18 protein-coding genes, 1 tRNA gene and 1 pseudogene are annotated in these 20,713 nt (G+C 59.1%); 13 read left to right on the forward strand and 7 right to left on the reverse strand.

Going from position 1 to position 20,713, the window contains the following annotated elements; genetic code table 11:
• Nucleotides 1–73: 73 nt before the first annotated feature.
• From FHX09_RS23860 to FHX09_RS23880, 5 genes and pseudogenes are all read left to right on the forward strand, one after another.
• Nucleotides 74–871: a thioredoxin family protein gene (locus tag FHX09_RS23860; protein ID WP_007791285.1), complete on the forward strand. Its 798-nt coding sequence runs from the start codon at nucleotides 74–76 to the stop codon at nucleotides 869–871.
• 5 nt (nucleotides 872–876) lie between these two features.
• Nucleotides 877–1,146, forward strand: a complete 270-nt coding sequence (locus tag FHX09_RS23865; RefSeq protein WP_184450747.1) for a hypothetical protein — start codon at nucleotides 877–879, stop codon at nucleotides 1,144–1,146.
• A gap of 195 nt (nucleotides 1,147–1,341) precedes the next feature.
• Nucleotides 1,342–2,220 carry an aldo/keto reductase gene (locus tag FHX09_RS23870; protein WP_132593041.1) on the forward strand — a complete coding sequence of 293 codons (879 nt, stop codon included), beginning with the start codon at nucleotides 1,342–1,344 and terminating at the stop codon, nucleotides 2,218–2,220.
• Between the two features lie 199 nt (nucleotides 2,221–2,419).
• Nucleotides 2,420–3,877, forward strand: coding sequence for a CHAD domain-containing protein (locus FHX09_RS23875; RefSeq protein WP_184450748.1), 1,458 nt, complete (start codon nucleotides 2,420–2,422; stop codon nucleotides 3,875–3,877).
• Nucleotides 3,878–4,101: 224 nt separating this feature from the next.
• Nucleotides 4,102–4,889: pseudogene (locus FHX09_RS23880) on the forward strand (DUF481 domain-containing protein).
• Between the two features lie 61 nt (nucleotides 4,890–4,950).
• Here the strand turns inward: FHX09_RS23880 and FHX09_RS23885 are convergent.
• A complete protein-coding gene (locus FHX09_RS23885) occupies nucleotides 4,951–5,655 on the reverse strand; it encodes an SDR family oxidoreductase (RefSeq protein ID WP_132593045.1) in 705 nt (234 codons plus the stop codon).
• 129 nt (nucleotides 5,656–5,784) lie between these two features.
• Here FHX09_RS23885 and FHX09_RS23890 point away from each other — a divergent pair, with 129 nt between their 5' ends.
• The gene (locus tag FHX09_RS23890; protein ID WP_184450749.1) at nucleotides 5,785–6,687 is read left to right on the forward strand and encodes a LysR substrate-binding domain-containing protein; all 903 of its coding nucleotides are present in this window, start codon (nucleotides 5,785–5,787) and stop codon (nucleotides 6,685–6,687) included.
• A 240-nt stretch (nucleotides 6,688–6,927) separates the two neighbouring features.
• Entirely contained in the window at nucleotides 6,928–7,287 is a 360-nt protein-coding gene (locus FHX09_RS23895; RefSeq protein WP_132593047.1) for an RT0821/Lpp0805 family surface protein, read from the forward strand.
• A 722-nt stretch (nucleotides 7,288–8,009) separates the two neighbouring features.
• Here FHX09_RS23895 and katG read toward each other — a convergent pair.
• Entirely contained in the window at nucleotides 8,010–10,190 is a 2,181-nt protein-coding gene (katG, locus tag FHX09_RS23900) for a catalase/peroxidase HPI (protein ID WP_132593049.1), read from the reverse strand.
• Nucleotides 10,191–10,681: 491 nt separating this feature from the next.
• On the opposite strand from katG, the gene FHX09_RS23905 reads away from it, so the two are divergent.
• The 5 genes from FHX09_RS23905 to FHX09_RS23925 all read left to right on the forward strand — a co-directional run bounded on the left by FHX09_RS23905 (nucleotide 10,682) and on the right by FHX09_RS23925 (nucleotide 17,886).
• Nucleotides 10,682–11,413, forward strand: coding sequence for a FadR/GntR family transcriptional regulator (locus tag FHX09_RS23905; protein ID WP_184450750.1), 732 nt, complete (start codon nucleotides 10,682–10,684; stop codon nucleotides 11,411–11,413).
• 206 nt (nucleotides 11,414–11,619) lie between these two features.
• Nucleotides 11,620–12,564 (forward strand): dihydrodipicolinate synthase family protein, encoded by a 945-nt coding sequence (locus tag FHX09_RS23910; RefSeq protein ID WP_132593053.1) that lies wholly within the window; start codon nucleotides 11,620–11,622, stop codon nucleotides 12,562–12,564.
• A 455-nt stretch (nucleotides 12,565–13,019) separates the two neighbouring features.
• Nucleotides 13,020–15,617 (forward strand): EAL domain-containing protein, encoded by a 2,598-nt coding sequence (locus FHX09_RS23915; RefSeq protein WP_132593055.1) that lies wholly within the window; start codon nucleotides 13,020–13,022, stop codon nucleotides 15,615–15,617.
• A 31-nt stretch (nucleotides 15,618–15,648) separates the two neighbouring features.
• On the forward strand, nucleotides 15,649–16,893 hold the full coding sequence (locus FHX09_RS23920) for a type III PLP-dependent enzyme (protein WP_132593057.1): 1,245 nt from the start codon (nucleotides 15,649–15,651) through the stop codon (nucleotides 16,891–16,893).
• A 12-nt stretch (nucleotides 16,894–16,905) separates the two neighbouring features.
• Nucleotides 16,906–17,886: a DMT family transporter gene (locus tag FHX09_RS23925; RefSeq protein WP_184450751.1), complete on the forward strand. Its 981-nt coding sequence runs from the start codon at nucleotides 16,906–16,908 to the stop codon at nucleotides 17,884–17,886.
• Between the two features lie 193 nt (nucleotides 17,887–18,079).
• Here FHX09_RS23925 and FHX09_RS23930 read toward each other — a convergent pair whose 3' ends face one another.
• From FHX09_RS23930 to FHX09_RS29485, 4 genes are all read right to left on the reverse strand, one after another.
• A complete protein-coding gene (locus FHX09_RS23930; protein WP_132593061.1) occupies nucleotides 18,080–18,337 on the reverse strand; it encodes a hypothetical protein in 258 nt (85 codons plus the stop codon).
• Nucleotides 18,338–18,368: 31 nt separating this feature from the next.
• Nucleotides 18,369–18,734, reverse strand: coding sequence for a type II toxin-antitoxin system RelE/ParE family toxin (locus FHX09_RS23935; protein ID WP_132593063.1), 366 nt, complete (start codon nucleotides 18,732–18,734; stop codon nucleotides 18,369–18,371).
• A 2-nt stretch (nucleotides 18,735–18,736) separates the two neighbouring features.
• Entirely contained in the window at nucleotides 18,737–18,988 is a 252-nt protein-coding gene (locus FHX09_RS23940) for a transcriptional regulator (protein ID WP_132593065.1), read from the reverse strand.
• Between the two features lie 112 nt (nucleotides 18,989–19,100).
• On the reverse strand, nucleotides 19,101–19,880 hold the full coding sequence (locus FHX09_RS29485; RefSeq protein ID WP_246699502.1) for a hypothetical protein: 780 nt from the start codon (nucleotides 19,878–19,880) through the stop codon (nucleotides 19,101–19,103).
• A gap of 41 nt (nucleotides 19,881–19,921) precedes the next feature.
• On the opposite strand from FHX09_RS29485, the gene FHX09_RS30085 reads away from it, so the two are divergent.
• Nucleotides 19,922–20,389, forward strand: coding sequence for a hypothetical protein (locus FHX09_RS30085; protein ID WP_246699503.1), 468 nt, complete (start codon nucleotides 19,922–19,924; stop codon nucleotides 20,387–20,389).
• A gap of 230 nt (nucleotides 20,390–20,619) precedes the next feature.
• Here the strand turns inward: FHX09_RS30085 and FHX09_RS23950 are convergent.
• Nucleotides 20,620–20,696: transfer RNA gene (locus FHX09_RS23950), tRNA-Met, on the reverse strand.
• Nucleotides 20,697–20,713 lie beyond the last annotated feature (17 nt).

Consider the following 20,713-nt stretch of genomic DNA (forward strand, 5'->3'; position numbering starts at 1 on the left):
AGTCTGCTCACGACCACCAAGCAGCCGCAAGTGGCGGCATGCTACGCCAACGGACACCAAGAGGAGAAGCATGATGACGATGCATATTACAGGCACACGCGAAGAATGGCTTGCGGCACGGCTCGAGCTGCTAGCGGAAGAGAAGGAACTGACGCGGCGCAGCGATATGCTGGCGCTACGCCGCCAGGAGCTGCCGTGGGTCAGGATCGACAAGGACTACCGGTTCGAGACCGCCAACGGCAGCGCTTCGCTCATCGATCTCTTCAAGGGCCGTTCGCAACTGCTGATCTACCACTTCATGTTCGGCCCCGACTATACCGCCGGGTGCCCGTCCTGCTCGTCGATCGCCGATGGCTTCAACGGCGTCGTCGTTCACCTCGAAAACCATGACGTCGCCTTCACCGCCGTTTCCCGCGCGCCGCTTCCAAAGCTGCAGGCTTTCAAGGAACGGATGGGATGGACCTTCGACTGGGCATCCTCCTTCGGTAGCGATTTCAACCTCGACTTCAGCGTCTTGTTCAGCGAGCAGCAGCAGCGCGAAGGCGGGATAGAATACAACTACCGCCGTGAACCGCCAGCTCGCGTACCGCTGGAAGGCCAGACCGTGCAGGAATGGAAACTGCGCGGCAGCGAGAGCCCAGTCGCTCAGATCGCCGCAATGACCGGAACCGACGTCGCCACCTACACGCGCGACCGGCCGGGCCTCAGCGCTTTCGTGCTCGATGGCGGCGTGGTCTACCACACCTACTCCAGCTATGCACGCGGCGTGGACGGTATTTGGGGCGTGTATCAGTGGCTCGACCGCGCACCCCTGGGCCGCAACGAGCAAGGCATCTGGTGGCGGCTTCACGACGAATACGGCCGGGGATGACGGTCATGCTTTCCTTCGGCCAAACACGGCACGGCGCCTCGGTCAAGACGCCGACAGACAATGCAGCAAGCATCGGCAACTGGCTGTGCCTTGCAGCGGCGCCAATCTTCGCCATCATGGCGATTGTCACCTTGGCAGGCGGCGGAGCAGATATGATCTGCTCCGCAATGCCGGACGTTTTTCCAATGGACGGCATGACGGCGATGTATCTGCTGATGTGCGTCTTCCACCTGCCGCCATGGCTGCGCATGATCTCAGGACGACCGGTAGATTGAGGGCGGCCCTGATCCCTAGACCCGGCGCTGTCGCTATCCACTGAAATTCCGCGCCGGGACCGCACTTTGCCGCCCTTGGGGACCAGCCTGCGGAAGGCAATGGCGGATTGCGCCTAGGTGGACTTGCATTGTGCCCAGCTCGCTCCACCTTAAGCCCGATTGAGCCCACCAAGACAGGCAATCGGGAGAAGGTCAGTGCCAGACGGTTTCACGATCTCAGCCGCCGCATCGGGTCAATTTTCGATCGGCAACATCACCATCAATCGTCTCGGCTTCGGCGCCATGCGTGTCACGGGGCCCGGCATATGGGGACCGCCTGCGAACAAGGCCGAAGCACTTGCAACCTTGCGCCGGTTACCGGAGATCGCCGTCAATTTCATAGATACAGCCGATTCCTACGGCCCCGACGTGTCCGAGGAGCTCATCAGCGAAGCGCTGCATCCTTACAAGGGGCTGTTGATTGCGACCAAGGCCGGTCTGACCCGCGAAGGACCGGACATCTGGACGCCGAACGGGCGGCCGGACTATCTTCTCGAGCGAGCGAAAGGCAGCCTCAAGAAACTTCGCATCGACCGGATCGATCTGTGGCAGTTGCACCGCATAGACACGAAAGTTCCTCGCGACGAGCAGTTCGGCGCGGTAAAGACGCTTCTGGACCAGGGCCTCATTGCTCATGCGGGCCTAAGCGAAGTTTCAGTCGAAGACATTAAGGCGGCTCGAATGGTATTTCCTGTCGCGACAGTTCAGAACCGCTATAACCTCGTCGACCGTGGCAGCGAGAACGTGCTCGATTACTGCGAGCGCGAGGGCATCGGCTTCATTCCGTGGTATCCGCTGGCAGCGGGTGCGCTTGCCCGGCCAGGCTCCATCCTCGACAGGCTGGCCAAGAAATATGAGGCGACGCCGAGCCAGATTGCGCTGGCCTGGGTGCTTAAGCGCAGCCCCGTGATGTTGCCGATCCCCGGAACCTCCAAGGTGAAGCATCTTGAGGAGAATGTCGCTGCGGCGAGCATCGCTCTGGATGACGAGGATTTCGCTGCTTTGGATACCGCGGCTCGCCAATCGGGATCCTAGATCGAACGTAGCCCAAGCCAAATTCTTGCTCCGGTCGATCGTCTGAGCTCTGACGGCCGGATTTTCCTGTGGGATGTCGCTACGGTCGTACTGCCACAGACGTTTTTGTCATCAAGACGTTTTGTCCGCATGGCACCGCTCTATCTCTCGTCAGAGAATTGTATCCACCGATCATCATGTGACCGAGCGGAGACCGCACTTGGCAATCGAAACAGAATTGAAGCTAGAGCTGAGCGCTGACGCGGTTGACACACTCCTGGGATCCGGCTTGCTGGGCAACCCCGTCTCGGCGGATCCCCTGACGTCCATCTATTTTGACACGCCCGACCACGAGGTATGGGAGGGCGGCTATTCTCTGCGAATCCGTACGGTTGGCGCAGCGCACGTCCAAACCGTAAAGGCGATGGGCCCGAACAGTGCCATCTTTGCGCGCTCCGAATGGGAAGCGGCGGTGACAGGCGACACGCCTGTGATTGATTACACGACGCCGCTGCGGGCGGAGCTCGATATCGAAGACAGCGCTCTCATCCAACAGTTTTCCACCCCGGTGGAACGGCACCGGTGGAACGTCGACGAGGACGGGAGCAAGATTGAAGTTGCCCTGGACATGGGCTTGATCGTCGCCGGCGATCGCCAGATGCAGGTACGGGAGTTGGAGCTGGAGCTGAAGGACGGTAAGCCAAGCGCGTTGTTCATCCTTGCTCGCAAGATCGAAGCGCTTGTCCCTGTCCGCTTTGGTGTCGCTTCAAAGGCGGAGAGAGGATACCGCCTGCTCGGCGAGCAGGCATCGGTTTTCAAGGCTGAACCCGTGCATCTCGATCGCGACCTGCGGGTCGGGGCTTCGTTCCAGGTCATTGCTCAAGCATGTTTTCGGCATTTCCGGCTGAACGAATCCATCCTCCTGGATAATGCAAATCCGCTGGCACTCCATCAGGCTCGCGTGGCGCTGCGGCGACTGCGCTCTGCCTTCTCGCTCTACAAGCAGATCCTGGTCGATGCGGAATCCCAGCGGCTCAAGGACGAGTTGAAGTGGCTGACTGGCGTTCTCGGAGCGGCGCGCAATATTGATGTGATGATTGCCAGGGTCGGAAGCGGCGACATCAAAGGCCGCCTGCTCGAAGCGCGCGACAGCGCCTATAAAGAGGTGCTTAACGCGCTCTACGGCTCCCGCGCCAAGGCCCTTATGCTTGACCTGAACGAATGGCTCCACTGCGGGGAGTATCTGACGCTGCCGGAAACGGCGGAGATCCGTAACGGACCGGTGGTCGATTTCGCAATCGAGGTTCTCGATCGTCAACGCAAGAGGCTGAAAAAGCGGGGTAAATCTCTGGCGGAAGCCGACGACGCGCATCGGCACGAAGCGCGCAAGGTGGCGAAGAAGCTTAGATATGCAAGCGAATTCCTGGGCTCGTTGTTCACCAGCAGGCAGGCAGAGCGACGATACGGCAAGTTCATCAAGACGATGGAACAACTGCAGGACGAACTCGGCCTTCTGAACGACATGGCAACCGCGCCGGCAGTCGTTCGCTCCCTGGAGCTGGAGTCACATTCCGACGCCGACTCCCTGATCGTCCATGGCAACAGCGAGAAACTGGTCAGCGCCGCCCAATCATCCCTGGATGAATTGATGGAGCGAAAAAGGTTCTGGCGGGGATGAAGCGGACAAGCCCGACGCCATGCGGAGGACTTCTGACCGGACGCGATCGCTGAAGCCGAATGCCGGACGATGCCAAATGACAAACGGGGATTTTCGGGTTTCATATATGAGAACCAGAATATAATCACTTTGCGAGACACAGGACTTGGTGCAACCTGCGTTATCAGTTCAGGTCAGTGAATCGGGGCGATTGTAACCTGAACACGAGAGGGGACAGGTTGACCATGAGGAGCAGGATTTCGCTGATCGCATGCACCGTTTCCGCTTTGGCGTTCGTGGCGCCTCTGCACGCCGCGGATCTGTTGCCCGCCACGGCACCGCAGCCTCAGACTGCGCAACCGAATGGCTGGACGTTTTCTTTCGCGCCCTACTTCTGGTTTGCGGGCCTCGAGGCAAGACCCAGGTGTTCGGCCTGCCGACCGTCGACATAAGTCAGGATTTCGGCGACATCCTGAAGGATCTGGACTTTGCCTTCATGGCAGCCGGTGAAGCCCGCTATGACCGGTTCAGCATCTTCACCGACATAATCTATGCTCGCATAACGACGGACGCTGCAACGCCGCGCGGCGTCATTGCCGACGAGGTCGATGTCAAGTCGGTCACGTTCAGCTCACTGCTGGGCGTCGGATACACCGTCTACGAAGATCCGAAGGCTCGCTTGGATGTGATTGCCGGCGCCAGATACTGGCATGCCGAAACGACGATCGGGCTGAGCGGCGGCCTTATCGGCAACGTGTCGCGGACCGACTCTGCGAACTGGGTGGACGGGGTTGCGGGCGTCAAGGGCAACTACTCGCTGACCGACAAAGTCTATCTCACCGGCTGGGGCATGATCGGTGCCGGTGGCGCCGACCTGGATTGGGACGTGCTGGCAGGCGTTGGCTATCAGTTCAATGACACGATCTCCGCAGTTGCGGGTTACCGCGCCCTCGGTGTCGACTACAGCAACGATGGCTTCACCTACGACGTGATCGAGCACGGCCCGATTTTCGGAGCGGTCATCCGCTTCTGATCGACGTTCTGTCGTACGCCACCCCGGAGGCAACTTGGCTCCGCAGCAGTGCCCGCCAGCATCACACAGAACGGGTCAGTCCGCCGTCAACGCGAATGTTCTGTCCTGTCATGTAGGCTGCACCTGCCGACGCAAGGAACGAAACAGTCGCGGCAATCTCTTCGCTCGTGCCGTAGCGCTTCATCGGAACGCTATCGCGGCGCTCTTCGGTGGCCGGTAGGCTATCGATCCAGCCGGGAAGAATGTTGTTCATGCGGATGTTTTCAGCCGCATATGTCTCCGCGAATATCTTTGTGAATGACGCCAACCCGGCGCGGAACACCGCCGACGTCGGGAACATTGGACTCGGCTCGAAAGCCCATGCCGTGGAAATGTTGACGATGGATCCGGCCCTCTGCTTCTGCATGTGCGGCGTCACCAGGCGCGTCGGGCGGATGACGTTCAGGAGGTAGACCTCCATGCCGCGGTGCCAGTCCTCGTCTGATATGTCGAGGATGGGCGCGCGAGGGCCGTGGCCGGCGCTATTTACGAGCACATCAATGCGTCCCCATGCCGAGACTGCAAGCTCAACGAGCTTGCCGAGATCGTCGGGCGATTGGTTCGAGCCGGTCACACCGACACCCCCGAGTGTCTTGGCAAGCTCCTCCCCCTTGCCCGACGATGACAGGATTGCCACCTTGAACCCATCCGCTGCAAGACGCTTCGCTGCGGCGGCGCCCATTCCGCTGCCGCCGGCCGTAATCACCGCTACCTTTTCTACTGACATTATACTTTCTCCTATTTTCAAAGGGATCCGCACTATTGCCGTCTGCAGTCGCATGTGAAGCGTGATATCACTACGACATCAGCAATGCGAACGAGTTCCATTCTCAGCAAGCAGTAGAAAATCTATCGAATGGCAGAAGGTATCAGGCGTCTTCCCTCTCTTAATGGCCTTCGCGTGTTCGAGGTCGTCACGCGGCACTTGAACTTCCGCCTGGCAGCGGAGGAAATCGGGGTGACTCAGGGGGCTGTAGCCCAACAGATACGGGGGTTGGAAGCAGAGCTGGGCTTGAAGCTGTTTGACAGGCTTCCGCGAACGCTGGCGTTGACGGAGGCGGGCCAGAGCTATGTGACGAATATCCGCCGCGCATTCGAACTGATCTTTGAAGCAACCGAAACGCTGAAGCCGGAACCGCTCCGTCTGACGATCAGCGTTACGCCGACATTCGCCTCGAAGTGGCTGATCCCGCGCCTGCCCGATTTTACGGCAACCCATCCGAACATCGATCTGCGCATTCTGGCGAGTGACCGCATTGCCAATTTCCAAACCGACGCAGTGGATCTCGCCGTCCGCCATGGTCGCCCTCCCTTTGGACCGAACCTGAACGCAGAACTTTTATTCGACCACGTCATTATTGCCGTCGGCAGCCCCCTGCTGGTGGAGAAGCTCGGCCGCCCCTCTCAAGATGGCAATTTCGCACGCTACCCGCTTCTTCACGACGGCCACGATTTTTGGCCACAATTTCTCGAGTTGGCATTTCCCGCCACTCCGCTGACGGGCGCCAAGAACATTCGGTTCAATCAAACGTCGCTGGCGATTGAGGCCGCGATTGCCGGTCAGGGCCTTGCTCTGACGAGCACGTTCTTCGTGGAGGATGATTTAGCAGCCGGTCGCCTTGTCCGCGTGCTACGAACGGAACTTACTGTTGGCACCGATTTTTACGTGGTCTCGCCACGCAGGCCTCGTCATCCCGCATCCGTGGCTGCGGTCAGGAGCTGGCTTGCTCATCAGACATCTGCCAACCGTCCAGGTTAGGTTTAGGCCCGCAATCGAAGCTCATCGAAGGCCTTCCCAAAGACCCCGACGGCACAGGGAGCGGCATCATCATCGAGTTCCGGCCTGAGCCGGGAAAGGACCAGATTGTGGTGGAACATACCAGCAAAACATCGGAATCGACGGAACGGACTGGCACTGCTCCCATTTCTATAGTAGCTCCTCAGCTTGCTGTCAGAATTGCACGCTACGATGCGGGAGAACAACCATCGGAAAGTCCAGATGACGCGGAAAAGTAAAGGCGCATTGCAATTGGCTCTTCTGGCCGTGCTGCTGGCGGGATGTACCAAGGTCGAGCCCTTGGAAACCGCCGCCGTCACACAGGCGATCCCGACACCCGCGAAGACGGATCAGGCGGTTATTGCTGATACAGTCAGCCGCGGCCCCGTCGGAGTGAAGCCCCTTGCCTGGGCCAACCCATCGACCGGAAGTGCCGGCGTGATTGAAGAAATCGGCGTTGATCCTCAAAGTTCATGCCGCGCCTTTGTAACGACCCAGCGCACGCTCGAGGGAGAAACCCGCTTCAAGGGCCTTGCCTGCCCGTCCGGCGACTCTGACTGGAAACTCGGACCCGCGCAATAAGCACGATACCCGCCTCTCCGGCCGAGCAGCCGATTGGAGCTGCTTTAACCGTTCTAGGCTTCGATGGAGCAGTCGGCTCGCCACAAGCCGCCGTGCCCCCGCGGAGCCAACGTGACGGTACCCATCCCGGGAACGCCCGAGATCACCTGGCCACCCATTTTTACCGAAGCAGTGCCGGAGCCGGCATAGATCGCGGAAATGTCATGGTGTTCGAACGGCGGCAGATCATATTCAAAAGGAACATTGTGCCAACGGCTTACCAGCCGCGTGTCACCAGAAAAAGCCTCCGCGACCACGGGCGGCGACAGGCCGTGTTGCAGCCGGCGAATATGCTCCGTCGTATCCGCATTCCCGCCCAGGGAGGACTTTTCTGTCTAGCTGGCCCTATACGGAAACACATAACATTTCCCGCATGCTTCGAAAATGTCCATTTAAGATTGAATTTGGCGTCGACCGAAACTCTACGCAACTATGTGGCGGCGCAGGAAGCTTGTCGGCTCTACGCCATACTCAGCTTCGGCCACCCGCAATCATCGGGAACCGCACGTTTCGCCGGACATGCCGATCCTTGCGGCGTCGCGGGGACGGCCTGTCCCCGCGGAGCCACTGTTGAAGGGCAATCGGATCGCCCTCCATTTTCGCCCATCAGCCCCCATCAAGGTGGTCCTGTGTGCGAAAGAGCTTGGACGCGGCCCGGGCCGCGTCCAAGCAAGATTTAACGATCAAAGGAGATCGAAACGATCAGCGTTCATCACCTTGGTCCAGGCTGCCACGAAGTCCTTGACGAACTTCTTCTTGGCATCGGACTGGCCATAGACTTCCGCAAGGGCACGAAGCTGCGAGTGCGAACCGAAGATCAGGTCGACGCGGGTGCCGGTCCACTTGAGTTCGTTTGTCTTGCGGTCTCGTCCTTCGTAAACGCCTTCCTTGCCGGCAACCGGAGACCACTGGGTGCCCATGTCGAGCAGGTTGACGAAGAAGTCGTTCGTCAGCGCTTCGGGACGAGACGTGAAGACGCCGTGCTCGGGCTGGCCGGCCTTCAGCACGCGCAGTCCGCCGACGAGAACCGTCATTTCCGGTGCGGTCAGTGTCAACAGCTGGGCGCGATCGACGAGAGCTTCTTCCGGCTTCATGAACTGGCGACCGCCGACATAGTTGCGGAAACCGTCGGCGCGCGGCTTAAGCGCAGCGAACGAGGCCACATCCGTCTGTTCCTGCGAGGCATCCGTGCGGCCAGGCGTAAACGGAACGGTGACGTCATGGCCACCTGCCTTTGCCGCCTTCTCAACACCGGCGGCACCGGCGAGAATGATCAGGTCGGCGAGCGAGATCTTCTTGCCACCCGTCTGAGCAGCATTGAAGTCCCTCTGGATACCTTCGAGAACGCTAAGCACCTTGGCAAGTTGGGCCGGCTGGTTCGCTTCCCAGTCCTTCTGAGGCGCAAGCCGGATGCGTGCGCCATTGGCGCCGCCGCGCTTGTCGGAGCCGCGGAAGGTCGAGGCCGATGCCCAGGCGGTCGAGACCAGTTCCTGCACGGACAGGCCGGTCGAGAGAACCTTCTCCTTCAGTTCGGCGATGTCCGCGTCGTCAACCAGCTTGTGATCAACGGCCGGGATCACATCCTGCCAGATCAGGTCTTCCGCCGGGACTTCCGGGCCGAGGTAGCGCACCTTCGGGCCCATGTCGCGGTGGGTCAACTTGAACCAGGCGCGAGCGAAAGCATCCGCAAACTGATCCGGATTTTCGAGGAAGCGGCGAGAGATCTTCTCATATGCCGGATCGAAACGGAGCGACAGATCGGTGGTCAGCATCGTCGGGAGATGCTTTTTCGACGTGTCGAAGGCATCCGGGATGGAGGCTTCGGCATTCTTGGCCTTCCACTGCTTCGCACCGGCCGGGCTTTGGGTCAGTTCCCATTCGTAACCGAACAGGTTCTCGAAGAAGAAGTTGCTCCACTTTGTCGGCGTTTGCGTCCAGGTCACTTCCAAGCCGGCGGTGATGGCGTCCTTGCCCACGCCTGTCCCGAAGGAACTCTTCCAGCCAAGGCCCTGGTCCTCGATCGCGCCGCCTTCGGGATCGGCACCGACCAGCGACGGATCGCCAGCACCATGCGTCTTGCCGAAGGTATGACCGCCGGCGATCAGCGCCACCGTCTCTTCGTCGTTCATAGCCATGCGGGCAAAGGTCTCGCGGATGTCGCGGGCAGCCGCGACCGGATCGGGATTGCCGTTCGGACCTTCGGGATTGACGTAGATCAGGCCCATCTGCACGGCGCCTAGCGGCTCTGCCAATTCGCGTTCACCGCTATAGCGTTCATCGGCCAACCAGGTGGCCTCAGGACCCCAGAAGAGTTCCTCCGGCTCCCATACGTCGGCGCGGCCGCCGGCAAAACCAAAGGTCTTAAAGCCCATGGACTCGAGCGCGACGTTGCCCGTCAGGATCAACAGGTCGGCCCAGGAAATCTTGTTGCCGTATTTCTGCTTGATCGGCCACAGAAGACGGCGGGCCTTGTCGAGGTTGGCATTATCGGGCCAGCTGTTGAGCGGCGCAAACCGCTGCTGACCGGCACCGGCACCGCCGCGGCCGTCCGTAATGCGATAGGTGCCGGCGCTGTGCCAGGCCATGCGGATGAAGAGACCGCCGTAGTGACCGAAGTCGGCCGGCCACCAGTCCTGCGAATCGGTCATCAGCGCATGAAGGTCCTTCTTCAGCGCATCGAGGTCGAGCGTCTTGAATTCCTCGGCATAGTCGAACGCCTTGCCCATCGGATCGGAAAGACCGGAATGCTGGTGAAGAATCTGAACGTCCAGCCGGTCCGGCCACCAATCGCGGTTGGATCGACCACGGGGCGTGCTGCCGTGCGCGACAGGACATTTGCCTGCGCTGTCGGGTTTCTGGTCCATATCGTTCTCCTTGATTGCTTTGAATTTTCTGCCGTCCAAAGGGATATCTGCCAACCATCAGGTTCAGCTGCGCCGTCTGGAAACGGTTTTCGGCACTCAAGCCGAGGGTACCGGTCGACGCGTATCCTCCCTTTACCCCTTCATATCGGAACCAGGCTATAATGCTAAGTTGGATTTACTGATCATTACGATAACAAAAAGCTATGACACTTGGGCTACGTCCCCTGCAAAAACCTGCCGAAGGCCCGACAGCGTTTATGCAAACGTCGATACCGCTTAGGTTCTGGCTGCAAGCTATCGGCAAACCGGTCGAGTGGTCGATGTAGGGCGACCGCGACTGTCAGAAGACGAAGCACCGCCCCCGCTCCTAATTTTCCCAATGAAATCCCGAGCACGAATCTTCCTTGGCACTCCTGGCGCACGCTCATTTGACGGATATCCTACAAGTAGATATGTATCTCGCCATCAGACGTTTCCGCAGTGAGATCGACATGCCCCTCAAGATCATGAAGCCTTTGACGAGAGCCCCCTTGCTGCATGTTTCCGTGCAGGAGAGCCTGCGCGCCTTCATCAGCGACAATGACCTGAAACCGGGAACCCTTCTGCCGGCCGAGAGCGAGCTTGCGACCCAGCTTGGCGTCAGCCGCAACTCCCTGCGTGAGGGTATCAAGGCACTTGAATCTCTCGGCGTGCTGGAATCGCGGCGCGGCGTCGGGATATTCGTCAAAACGTTCTCGTTTGAGCCGTTGCTCGACAATCTTGCCTATGGTCTTGGAGGCGCTCTTCGCCAGATCGAGGAAGTCATCGAGATCCGCCGAACCCTCGAGGTCGGCCTGATTGGAAAGACGATTGAGACAATCGGCACGGACGACATTGCTGAGCTGCGCGCTACTGTCAATCGGATGAAGGCGCATGCCGAACGCGGGGAATCGTTTGCCGAGGACGATCAGCTTTTTCATCGCCTGCTCTTCCGCTGCCAGGAGAACGAGACGCTGAGCCGGCTGATCGACGTGTTCTGGCTCGCTTTCCATAAGGCCTCGGATTTCGTCAATCTCGTCAATGTCGATCCGATGGCCACCTGGCGGCATCACGTCGCCATTGTCGATGCTGTTGAAGCCCGGGAGCTGGACGAGGCCCGCCGGCGCCTCGACCACCATTACGAGGGTATCACCCAGGTTATCGCAACCAGCAAGACAAGTTCAAATGTGGGAGGCACGCAGTGAAACATTTGCCGCGACTTTCGGCGATCGCGATCGCCGATGATGGCAACAGCCGTGGCGTCGGGCGTCACCCGCCCGGCCTGGCAGCGGCTGTTCCCATGCGCCACACTCCTCGTCGCGGTGCCTGCCATCAACCTCATCGGCGACGGTCTTGGGGCCGTTTTTGACCCCCGCGCTGACCTAAACTGATCCCGCGAAAGAAAGAGACAATGACAGAATTCAAGGGTGTAATTCCCCCAGTCGTGACGCCTCTCAATGCGGATTTCACGGTCGATTATCCCTCCTATACGCGGGTTCTGGAGCATCTTATCGAGGGCGGATGCCACGGCGTTTTCGTGCTTGGTTCGACCAGCGAGGTGATCTTTCACGACGACAAGATGCGCCGCGAGATCATCGAGCACTCAGCAAAGGTGGTGAACGGGCGCGTGCCGCTGATCGTCGGCGTCATCGATCCGACCACGGATCGCGTCATTCATCATGCAGACTTCGCCAAGCGGGCGGGCGCCGATGCCGTGGTCGCCACCGCGCCGTTCTATACCGTCACCAGCCAATCGGAGATCCTGGACCACTTCCGCTTTATCCGTGACGCCGTCGATATCCCGCTCGTCGCCTACGACATTCCTGTCTGTGTGCACGTCAAGCTGCAACGCCAGACGACGGTGACATTGGCAAGAGAAGGCACGATTATCGGCCTCAAGGATTCCAGCGGCGACGACGGCAATTTCCGTTATGTGCTGCTCGATCTTGCCGACCAGCCGGACGTGTTCCTGATGACCGGGTCGGAGATTGCCGTCGACAGTGCCTTGCTGATGGGCGCCCACGGCGTTGTTCCGGGCATCGCAAACGTCGATCCGCATGGTTACGTACGCCTGTGGGATGCGGCCCAGCGTGGCGACTGGGTCGCCGCACGCAAGGAGCAGGAGCGGCTCTGCCGTCTCTTCGAAATCGTCTGGGTTGCCCAGGGCCGCGTCAGCGGCGGCGCCTCCGGCATCGGTGGCTTCAAGACCGCAATGAAGAGCCTTGGCATCATCGATACCGCCCTCATGCCGCGCCCGCGCGCCGCGCTCAATCAAATGGAAACAGCAAGGATCAACGAGATCCTGCGTGCAACCGGTCTCCTCGGTGGATGGCCACCATGCAGTCTGCCGAACTGATTCTCGCCATTCAGAGCCTCGAAACGATCTTCCGCATTCGCCTCCTCACCCGCAACATCGGATCGGCAGCGGCCGGCAGTAGCCGGTAGCGTCGAAAGGATGGTCAGGCGTCTCAATCCACCTGCAAGCGGAGTTTTGGCGACAGATCTTTTGCAACGTCGCCACGCAGATGAGATTGTAATGCGATCTTAGGACGTGCCGAAAAATGCCAGACGGCGGCGTTGGTGCTGAACCGCAGCGGGGCACGTCAGCCTAATTAAACGAGGGCACGTCACTCGTCTACGATCTGCCAGCCAGTCCGTAGGCCGGGATCGACCTGCGAGGATTATAGACCGTAGTAATTCGCATCAAATGTAAGCTTTGAATTAACCGTAGAGTTATGCAACTTCAGATTTTAACCTATCGTTTGCAGTTGAAGCATAGTGTTTATGAAACAGAACTGGGGGCGGGGCGCCATGAATACAGTCAGTTTAAACAGTCAGACTCTGTCGGCAGAGACTTTCACCAGACGTATTATTTTCCCCATGGCCAGCATCGTGGTCGTCGCAATCGCGGTCGTGCTGGGTTTCGTGCTTGTATCCGCAAGCGGTCAGAACAAACTTGAGGTCGAAGCCTCGACCAAACTCGCAACCACCGCCCTTCAGGTTAAGGCGAGGGAAGTTGCCCGCAACCTCCGTGACTACGCAGTTTGGGAAGATGTATACAAGAACCTCCACGACACCGTGAACGCCGAATGGGCCGCAACCGACGGAAACGTTGGGGCGAACATTTACGAAGGTCTAGGCTACGAGATGGCCTTTGCTATCAATCCAAGCGGCAAGACCGTATACGCGGTGGTCCACGGAACGCCCCAAAACGTCGATGCGCTTCAAGTGATGCCGCATGGCTTGAAAGATCTCCTACATGTCGCCTCGATACAGACTGATCCGGTCACAAGCATCATCAAGTCCGGGGAAGACGTGTTCATTGTCGCCGCCACCGGAATTCTTCCCCCTTCCATCGAAAGATCGACGGTTCGGCCTGCGGATTTGTCGATGCTGGTGTTTGCCAAGAAACTAGATCAGAAGTTCCTTGACCGCATCGGCCGCGACTATCTTCTAGATGGGCTGGCGATCTCGCCCACCAATCCCACCGACGCAGAGGCTTCGATCCCCTTGCTGACGCAGGACCGGGTTTACCTGGGCTCGATTACCTGGTTTCCAGCCAAGCCTGGTTACCAGTTGCTCCGCTTCCTCCTGCCGCCGTTGGCAGTCGCGCTTGTTATCCTCGCCGCTTTTTCCATACTGGTGGTCCGCAATGCCCGCCGGTCCACTCGCGCTCTGGAGGAGTCGGCCAGGACAGTCGAAGCTTATGCACAGACGCTCAAGGAGAGTGAATCTCGCTTTAAGGATGTCGCGGAGGCATCCTCGGACTGGATCTGGGAGAGCGACAATGTTCTGCGGCTGGTATACTTCTCGACCCGCTTCACGGAAGTGACGGGAGTTGCGGCGGCGAGCGTCTTGGGCAAGACGCTTGAACAGTTTTTTTCCAGCGACGCCGATACCGACGGTTGGCGCCGGCTGATCGAGGAAACCAACGAGCGGACGTCATTCCGGGATCTGAGATGCTGTTATCGCGATGCAGGCGGCCAAACGCGCATCTGCCGGCTCGCAGGACGTCCCATTACAGGTGCGAGCGGTGAATTCCTCGGTTTCCGTGGCACGGCAACCGACATCACCGAGGAGGTCAAGGCACAGGAGCGCGCAACGCACTTGGCACACCATGATGCTCTGACCGGCCTGCCGAACCGCGTACTTTTCCGCGAACGGCTCAACATTGCCTTGGCGGCGAATGCCGCCGAGACATCGCGCGTTTCCATCATCTGTCTCGACCTCGATCACTTCAAAGAGATCAATGATACACTTGGGCACGGTGCCGGCGACATCCTTCTCCAACAACTGTCGAGCAGGCTTTTGGGCTGTGTCCGTGCAAGCGACACCGTCGCCCGGCTCGGCGGCGACGAATTCGCGATCATCCAGGTCGGTGTGAACCAGCCTCTTGAATCCGAACAACTCAGCAGACGGCTTATCGAGGTTGTGAGAGCTCCATTCCAACTCGACGGCCAGGACCTTCATATCGGTGTCAGCGTTGGCATCGCGGTTGCGGATACTCGTGACAACGATCCCGAGCGGCTCCTGAAGAATGCCGACATCGCGCTCTACAGGGCAAAGCAAGCCGGCCGCGCGACCTATAGGGTTTTCGAAGCGCAAATGGACGTGGAGCTTCAAGCCCGCAAGGCGTTGGAATATGACCTGCGCCAGGCAGTCCTCAAGAACGAGCTTGAAGTTCACTACCAGCCACTCATCGATCTTGAGGCGCGTGCAGTGGCAGCGGTCGAGGCGCTAGTGCGGTGGCGCCACCCCACACGGGGTCTTGTCTCACCAGCGGAATTCATTCCACTCGCAGAGGAGACGGGCCTGATCGTCGCTATTGGCGAATGGGTTCTTGAAACAGCTTGTCTGCAGGCGCTCGAGTGGCCGCAGCTCCGGGTCGCCGTCAACCTCTCGCCTATCCAATTTCGAGGCCGTGACCTTGTCGACAGCGTAAAGGGTGTTCTTGTTCGAACGGGCCTTGATCCAGCACGTCTGGAACTGGAAATTACCGAGAGTGTCCTTATCAACGATGCCACAGCCGCGCTCGAGATATTGAACGGTCTGAAGAGCCTCGGTGTCAGGATTGCGATGGACGACTTCGGCACCGGGTATTCATCCTTGGGTTATCTCAACTCGTTTCCGTTCGACAAAATCAAAATCGACAGATCCTTCATCGGAGATATGAGCAGCAAGGATAAGTCCGGCGCGATTGTGAAGTCGGTCATCAGTCTCGGTCAGAGCTTGAACATGGTGACGACCGCCGAGGGAGTGGAGACGATCGAGCAGGCCAGCTTCCTCACCAAGGAAGGATGCGACCAACTCCAGGGATTTTATTTCAGTAAGCCCATCACAGCAACGGAACTCACCGCGTTCATCGATCGCTGGGAAGCGTCGGACATACTATCAATTGTAGCAGCCTAGCCGCAAACAGAAATCAAACAGGAAAATTGAAATGACTGCGCAACCCGCGTCTGCCGTCCTAGACGAGCCGGATTTGTCCCCGCGCCAGCTTCAGGCACGGATACAAAGTTCCATTCCATCGCTGGAGAAGGCTCGCCACACAGGTACTCCACTCGCGAGCTATCCTGACGTGAACACTATTATTGCTCACCTGCAGCCAACAGAACCGGTTTTTTGCATTTCGCCCGCGAAGTTGCGGGAGTCTGCGCAGAGCTTTCAGTCGTTTCCCGGCCGAGCGCTCTATGCGGTCAAGTGCAATCCTCACCCATTCGTGCTCGAGACCCTCTATCGCTCCGGCATTACGGATTTTGACGTCGCGTCGCTGGATGAGATCCGACTGATCGACGGCATGTTTGGGAAGGCTGCCGGCCAGTTTTTCAACAACCCGGCGAAAACACGGCCCGCCATACGTGCTGCAAGCGAACATCATGGCATTCGCTTCTATACCGCCGACTGTATGGAAGAGATTGAAAAGATCGTCGACGAAGCTGGCTCCAGGGACGACCTGGTGATCGCCGTCCGCCTGGCTACCCGTCCCGCTGACGCAAGGTATGTTCTCGCCACCAAGTTCGGTGCCCAGCCCAGCGACGCAGCCGAAATGTTGAAGGCCATTCACGCGCGAGGCATCAGGGCCGGGATCTCGTTCCATGTCGGCTCGCAATGTCTGGCACCCGGCGCGTTTGCCGCAGCCGTCGAACTCGCTGGAAAGATCGCGACCAAGGCGGGCGTTCCCTTGAGTGTGCTGAACGTCGGGGGCGGTTTTCCAGCACCTTATCCCGGCGACAAGATCGAGGGGCGAGAGCACTATTTCGGGAACATCGTCCGAGCGGTGCGAATGATCGAGCTGCCGCGCGGCTGCATCGTGCTTTGCGAGCCCGGCCGAAGCCTCGTGGCAACGGCGGGGACGGCAATCGTTCAGGTGGTGATGCGCCGAGGATCGAACATTTTCATCAATGATGGCGTTTTTGGTACGTTGCAGGAGCTCGGTCACCCCAAGGAGCACCGCCCGACCCGGCTTATCAGGAACGGCACACGCTGGGCGGCCCCCAATGTCGATTTCAAGATTTATGGGCCCACCTGCGATTCGAACGATGTGCTGGGAGCACCGTTCAATCTGCCTGAAGACGTTCGCGAGGGCGACTGGATCGAAATCGGCATGATGGGTGCGTACAGCCTGTCGATGCGCACGCAGTTCAACGGCTTCTATGCCGACACCGTCGTGGCACTGGGTGAATAAAGGCAAAGCGCGATGTCTTTATTCAGCTCCAGCCGTTTGGTCGCCTCGCTGGTCGGAGCTGTGGGAGTCATCCTCTGGGCCACCGAGACGACACTCGTTACCTTCACCACGGCCATTCCGCCTCTTCAGACGGTGGCGACCGCATTTCTCTTCGCCGCCGCCATGTCGCCTTTCGTGTGGCTTGTCACAGGCAGCCACCCGCTTGCCGCATTTCGCCAACCACCCCGCGTCTGGCTGCTGGTGGTGATTTCGCTGGTGGGCTACCATGCCTGCATTTACTACGCTACGCAGAAGGCGCCCGCGGCGGCCGCGGCCCTTCTTCAGGGAACGACACCGCTTATGATCGTGCTCGGGTCTGCTTTCCTCCCGGGAGAGAGGCTCCGATGGTGGCACATTGTCGGCGCGCTGATGGGGTTGGCGGGCGTCATCAGTCTGGTAGATGCCGGCAGCAGCGAAGCGTCCTTTTCGGCGGGAGCGACCTTCTATCTCTCGCTGATCGGCGTTGCGGCGGCGCTCTGGGGGATTTATTCTGTTCTGACGAGAACACTGCCGGAAGTTCCTTCCTCGGCTCTCGGAATGTTTTACGCAGCGTCCGCCATCGTCTCATACGTCGCCCACCTGTCGTTTGAAGAGTGGGTTAGGCCCACGACGGCTGAATGGCTGGCAATGGCTGCGCTTGGCTGCTTGCCTATGGGGCTCGCCATCTATTTCTGGGACCATGGGCTTAAGAAAGGGGACATTCAGGCGCTCGGGGCCTTCTCTTATGTCGAGCCGTTTGTCGGAGCCCTTTTCGTCGCGTCATTCACAACGGCCGCGTTCGACCTATCCCTCTTATGGGCCGGAGTGCTAATCATCGGTGGCGCCGTTATCGCCAGCACCAGCCTCTGGGCGCGAAAGGAGATCAACACAGCCGGACGTGAGAGGGAGCAGGATCATAGTGATGCAGAATCACTGAGCGAAGCTTCGATCAGCCCCCTGATCAGCCCGTCGTGATCACAAAGCTTGCGGGCCTCGTGCTCCTATAATTCGCCTGTCAGAAACTGAACCCGGCCATGGCCGAACACGCCGTCGCAATTCTCAATGGAGATGCGCGCGATACCGCTGCGCTCTTCCCAATGGACGGCTTCTATTTCGACGATGCCCTTCTGGTCCCCTGGGTCGCCACACGCTCCGGCACATGCTTGTCTTATGATTTTCGCGCTTCTTCGTGAGATAAAGAAGTGCCGGAGAGGACAGCCATCTCTTTCCGTTGCCTGTCGGTAACGAGCGCGGTTTTCAGGTCCGCGTAACGAATACCCTTCAGCGCCAGCGCTTCCTCGGTCTCTCGTCTGAGACGCTGGATTTCACGGAACATCGCAGGAGAGGAGACCTTGAAATAATCGCGTGTCACTTCTAGGAACACATTGCCACGCGCGTTGAACGTGTGAATCGGCCGAACTTCCACCACTTTCCCCTCGCCTACGCTCCGGTCGATTTTAAGTTTCGTCGGCCTTGTCCTGCTTCGCGATGAGGGCAGCCAAGTCTTCCTTCAGACGTACCGGCACGTCCATACGCTCGTGAAGAATGCTCATGACACCAAGATCGCCGTTGTCCAACACGCGAAAGAAGATGCAGTGCCGCTCGTACCGGCTGAAATACGCCTCGCGTTTGACATCAACAGGAACCGCAAGCTTTTGCGGCAACTTCCGCCATATCATTCGATTGTCGCATAGGCGCCGCAAATGGGCATGCAAGCCTGTGACGTAGGTCACGGCCTGCTCTTCGCCCCAATCCTTGACGGTATCTTCCCAGATCTTGTCTTGAGCGGCATCCGCTCGCGGATAAAACCGATAGGCCACCATGGTTAGCGGCGTTGGTTGCGGCGAATGACATCCTCGGCCGTGACGGTGACGAATTCACTGTCATCGGCCCGCATGGCAGGGGCCAATTCCTTCTGCAAGGTCTCCCACGCTTCCTCGCGCGTCTGCAGGTCACGGCGGATCAGGGCACGAATATACTCGCTGGCATTCTCGTAGAGACCGCCCTCGCCGATCTGCTGCTGAAGGTGAGCTTCCAATTGGCCGCTCACGCGCACATGAATGTTTCCTGATGCCATAGGCATATCCTCTCGTTCTCCTTTTATTGTGGGATTTGTAACATATATTGTCAATATTGTTCACAGAAAGCCCGCCGGAGGACGTGGCCGGATTGAGAGAAGGCTAAACCTTCTATGAGCGCCCCGCCAAGCGGGCGCTTCGAACCGGCAAGCGGTTCGTCTGGACACCCGTTCGGGTGTCGCGACGAGGCTGTGGAGCCACGTTTCCGTGGTAGAGCGGCGGTTCCGCCGCTCTCTTCCCCTTCCGATCGCGGTTCGCCCTCCTGGGTTTGCGCGCGTTGATGACGGAAGCGTCCAAAGTAGTCTTGATGTGCGCCGCGTAGAATTTCTCGATCATTTCGACACTCGTGCGGCAATTTCTGGCAATCGCATAAACATCAGCACGTTCCATGAGCCGAAGGCATATATAGGTGTGACGTAAGCTGTAGGCTGTCCGAGGTTTGCCATCGCGGTCCAGCTTGAGATGTTGCGCATCAAGAAGATTGCTGAACATCTCGAGATAATTGCCGGGGAAGAGCAGATCAGTCGGTGCCGGAAGCTCTCCGTTTTCCGATTTGCCATTTCCGCGCACAGGCTTCAATCGATCGCGCAGGCGCTCATAAGGCTTCACCGCGCCGGGCATGGATTTGCACCAGCCGATGCCGCGCTTTCCGCGCACTTCGATTTCAAGGATGCGCTCGCGGCTGTCGGGATCCACGACAATGGTCACGTCACGATGCTGGAGCTGCTCGGCCTCGTCGGGCCGAAGGCCGGTATTGCCCATGAACGGCACGAAGTCGTGCAACTGTTCGGCTTCCCAACGGAAGTGCTTGTTCTTCGGCTCCTTGGCGTTCTGGCGGGCTGCCTCATAAAGCTGTTTGTATTCGGCAGGGCTGAACCACGACCGGTGCACACCTTCCCCTGCGTCTTGTAGGGCGGCGACGGGTCGGGAAGATGGCTGAGCCATTTATGGCGGATGACGGTTTTCAGGACCTGGCGCAGCGTGCCCACTTCATCATGAAGGGTGCTGCGCGCCGGAGGCTTGCCGGTCGTGGACGAGCCTATGCGGTGCACGCGGTCGTCCTGAACTGTTCCGACATTAATCTCCGACAAGCCCATCTTGCCAAAGAACGGGATCAGGTGGAGCCGCAGGCGGATGCTGTGCCCTTCAACCCACTTGGGGCTGCGCTCACCTTCGGTGATGACGGCATATTCCTGCTCGAACTTCGTGGCGGCCTCGGGGCCTCGGCAAGGGTCTTTTCGGTTTTCATCAACCCGGCGGCGAGCTTGCCGCGAAGCCCAAGATCCCAGTCTTCCGCGAATGCCTTCGCCTGCGCCAGCCCGGTTTCCTTGGTGCTGGTGCGGTACTGGCGGCCCTTTAGGGAGGTGGAGCAATGCCAGGTGAGGCCCCCGCGCCGGTAGACATTGACCTTCCCTCCAAGGATTTCGGGATTTCGTGGCTCGTCACACCGGCCCCCTGCTTGCTGTCCTGCTGTCCGTGTTCGATGTAGGGAGAGGGAATCACGACCTCAAGGGACCAGTTGGACCAGTCAAATCGGCCTCGGGTTTTGTGCTAGGTTTGTGCTAGGGCATTTTGGGCAAAAAAATAGCTCCGGGGGAACCCGGAGCTATTTGATATCATTCGAATCTTTTGGTTGCGGGGGCAGGATTTGAACCTGCGGCCTTCAGGTTATGAGCCTGACGAGCTACCGGGCTGCTCCACCCCGCGCCATCCGGGTGACGATT

The organism is Rhizobium sp. BK538, from assembly GCF_014197575.1.
GTDB lineage: Bacteria > Pseudomonadota > Alphaproteobacteria > Rhizobiales > Rhizobiaceae > Rhizobium.

Excerpts from the sequence above, each read along its gene's own strand:
- FHX09_RS23860 (WP_007791285.1), top strand. The coding sequence starts at position 74 with ATGACGATGCATATTACAGGCACACGCGAAGAATGGCTTGCGGCACGG.
- FHX09_RS23865 (WP_184450747.1), top strand. The coding sequence starts at position 877 with ATGCTTTCCTTCGGCCAAACACGGCACGGCGCCTCGGTCAAGACGCCG.
- FHX09_RS23885 (WP_132593045.1), bottom strand. The coding sequence starts at position 5,655 with ATGTCAGTAGAAAAGGTAGCGGTGATTACGGCCGGCGGCAGCGGAATG.
- FHX09_RS23890 (WP_184450749.1), top strand. The coding sequence starts at position 5,785 with ATGGCAGAAGGTATCAGGCGTCTTCCCTCTCTTAATGGCCTTCGCGTG.
- FHX09_RS23895 (WP_132593047.1), top strand. The coding sequence starts at position 6,928 with ATGACGCGGAAAAGTAAAGGCGCATTGCAATTGGCTCTTCTGGCCGTG.
- katG (WP_132593049.1), bottom strand. The coding sequence starts at position 10,190 with ATGGACCAGAAACCCGACAGCGCAGGCAAATGTCCTGTCGCGCACGGC.
- FHX09_RS23905 (WP_184450750.1), top strand. The coding sequence starts at position 10,682 with ATGCCCCTCAAGATCATGAAGCCTTTGACGAGAGCCCCCTTGCTGCAT.
- FHX09_RS23910 (WP_132593053.1), top strand. The coding sequence starts at position 11,620 with ATGACAGAATTCAAGGGTGTAATTCCCCCAGTCGTGACGCCTCTCAAT.
- FHX09_RS23915 (WP_132593055.1), top strand. The coding sequence starts at position 13,020 with ATGAATACAGTCAGTTTAAACAGTCAGACTCTGTCGGCAGAGACTTTC.
- FHX09_RS23920 (WP_132593057.1), top strand. The coding sequence starts at position 15,649 with ATGACTGCGCAACCCGCGTCTGCCGTCCTAGACGAGCCGGATTTGTCC.
- FHX09_RS23925 (WP_184450751.1), top strand. The coding sequence starts at position 16,906 with ATGTCTTTATTCAGCTCCAGCCGTTTGGTCGCCTCGCTGGTCGGAGCT.
- FHX09_RS23935 (WP_132593063.1), bottom strand. The coding sequence starts at position 18,734 with ATGGTGGCCTATCGGTTTTATCCGCGAGCGGATGCCGCTCAAGACAAG.
- FHX09_RS23940 (WP_132593065.1), bottom strand. The coding sequence starts at position 18,988 with ATGGCATCAGGAAACATTCATGTGCGCGTGAGCGGCCAATTGGAAGCT.
- FHX09_RS30085 (WP_246699503.1), top strand. The coding sequence starts at position 19,922 with ATGGCTGAGCCATTTATGGCGGATGACGGTTTTCAGGACCTGGCGCAG.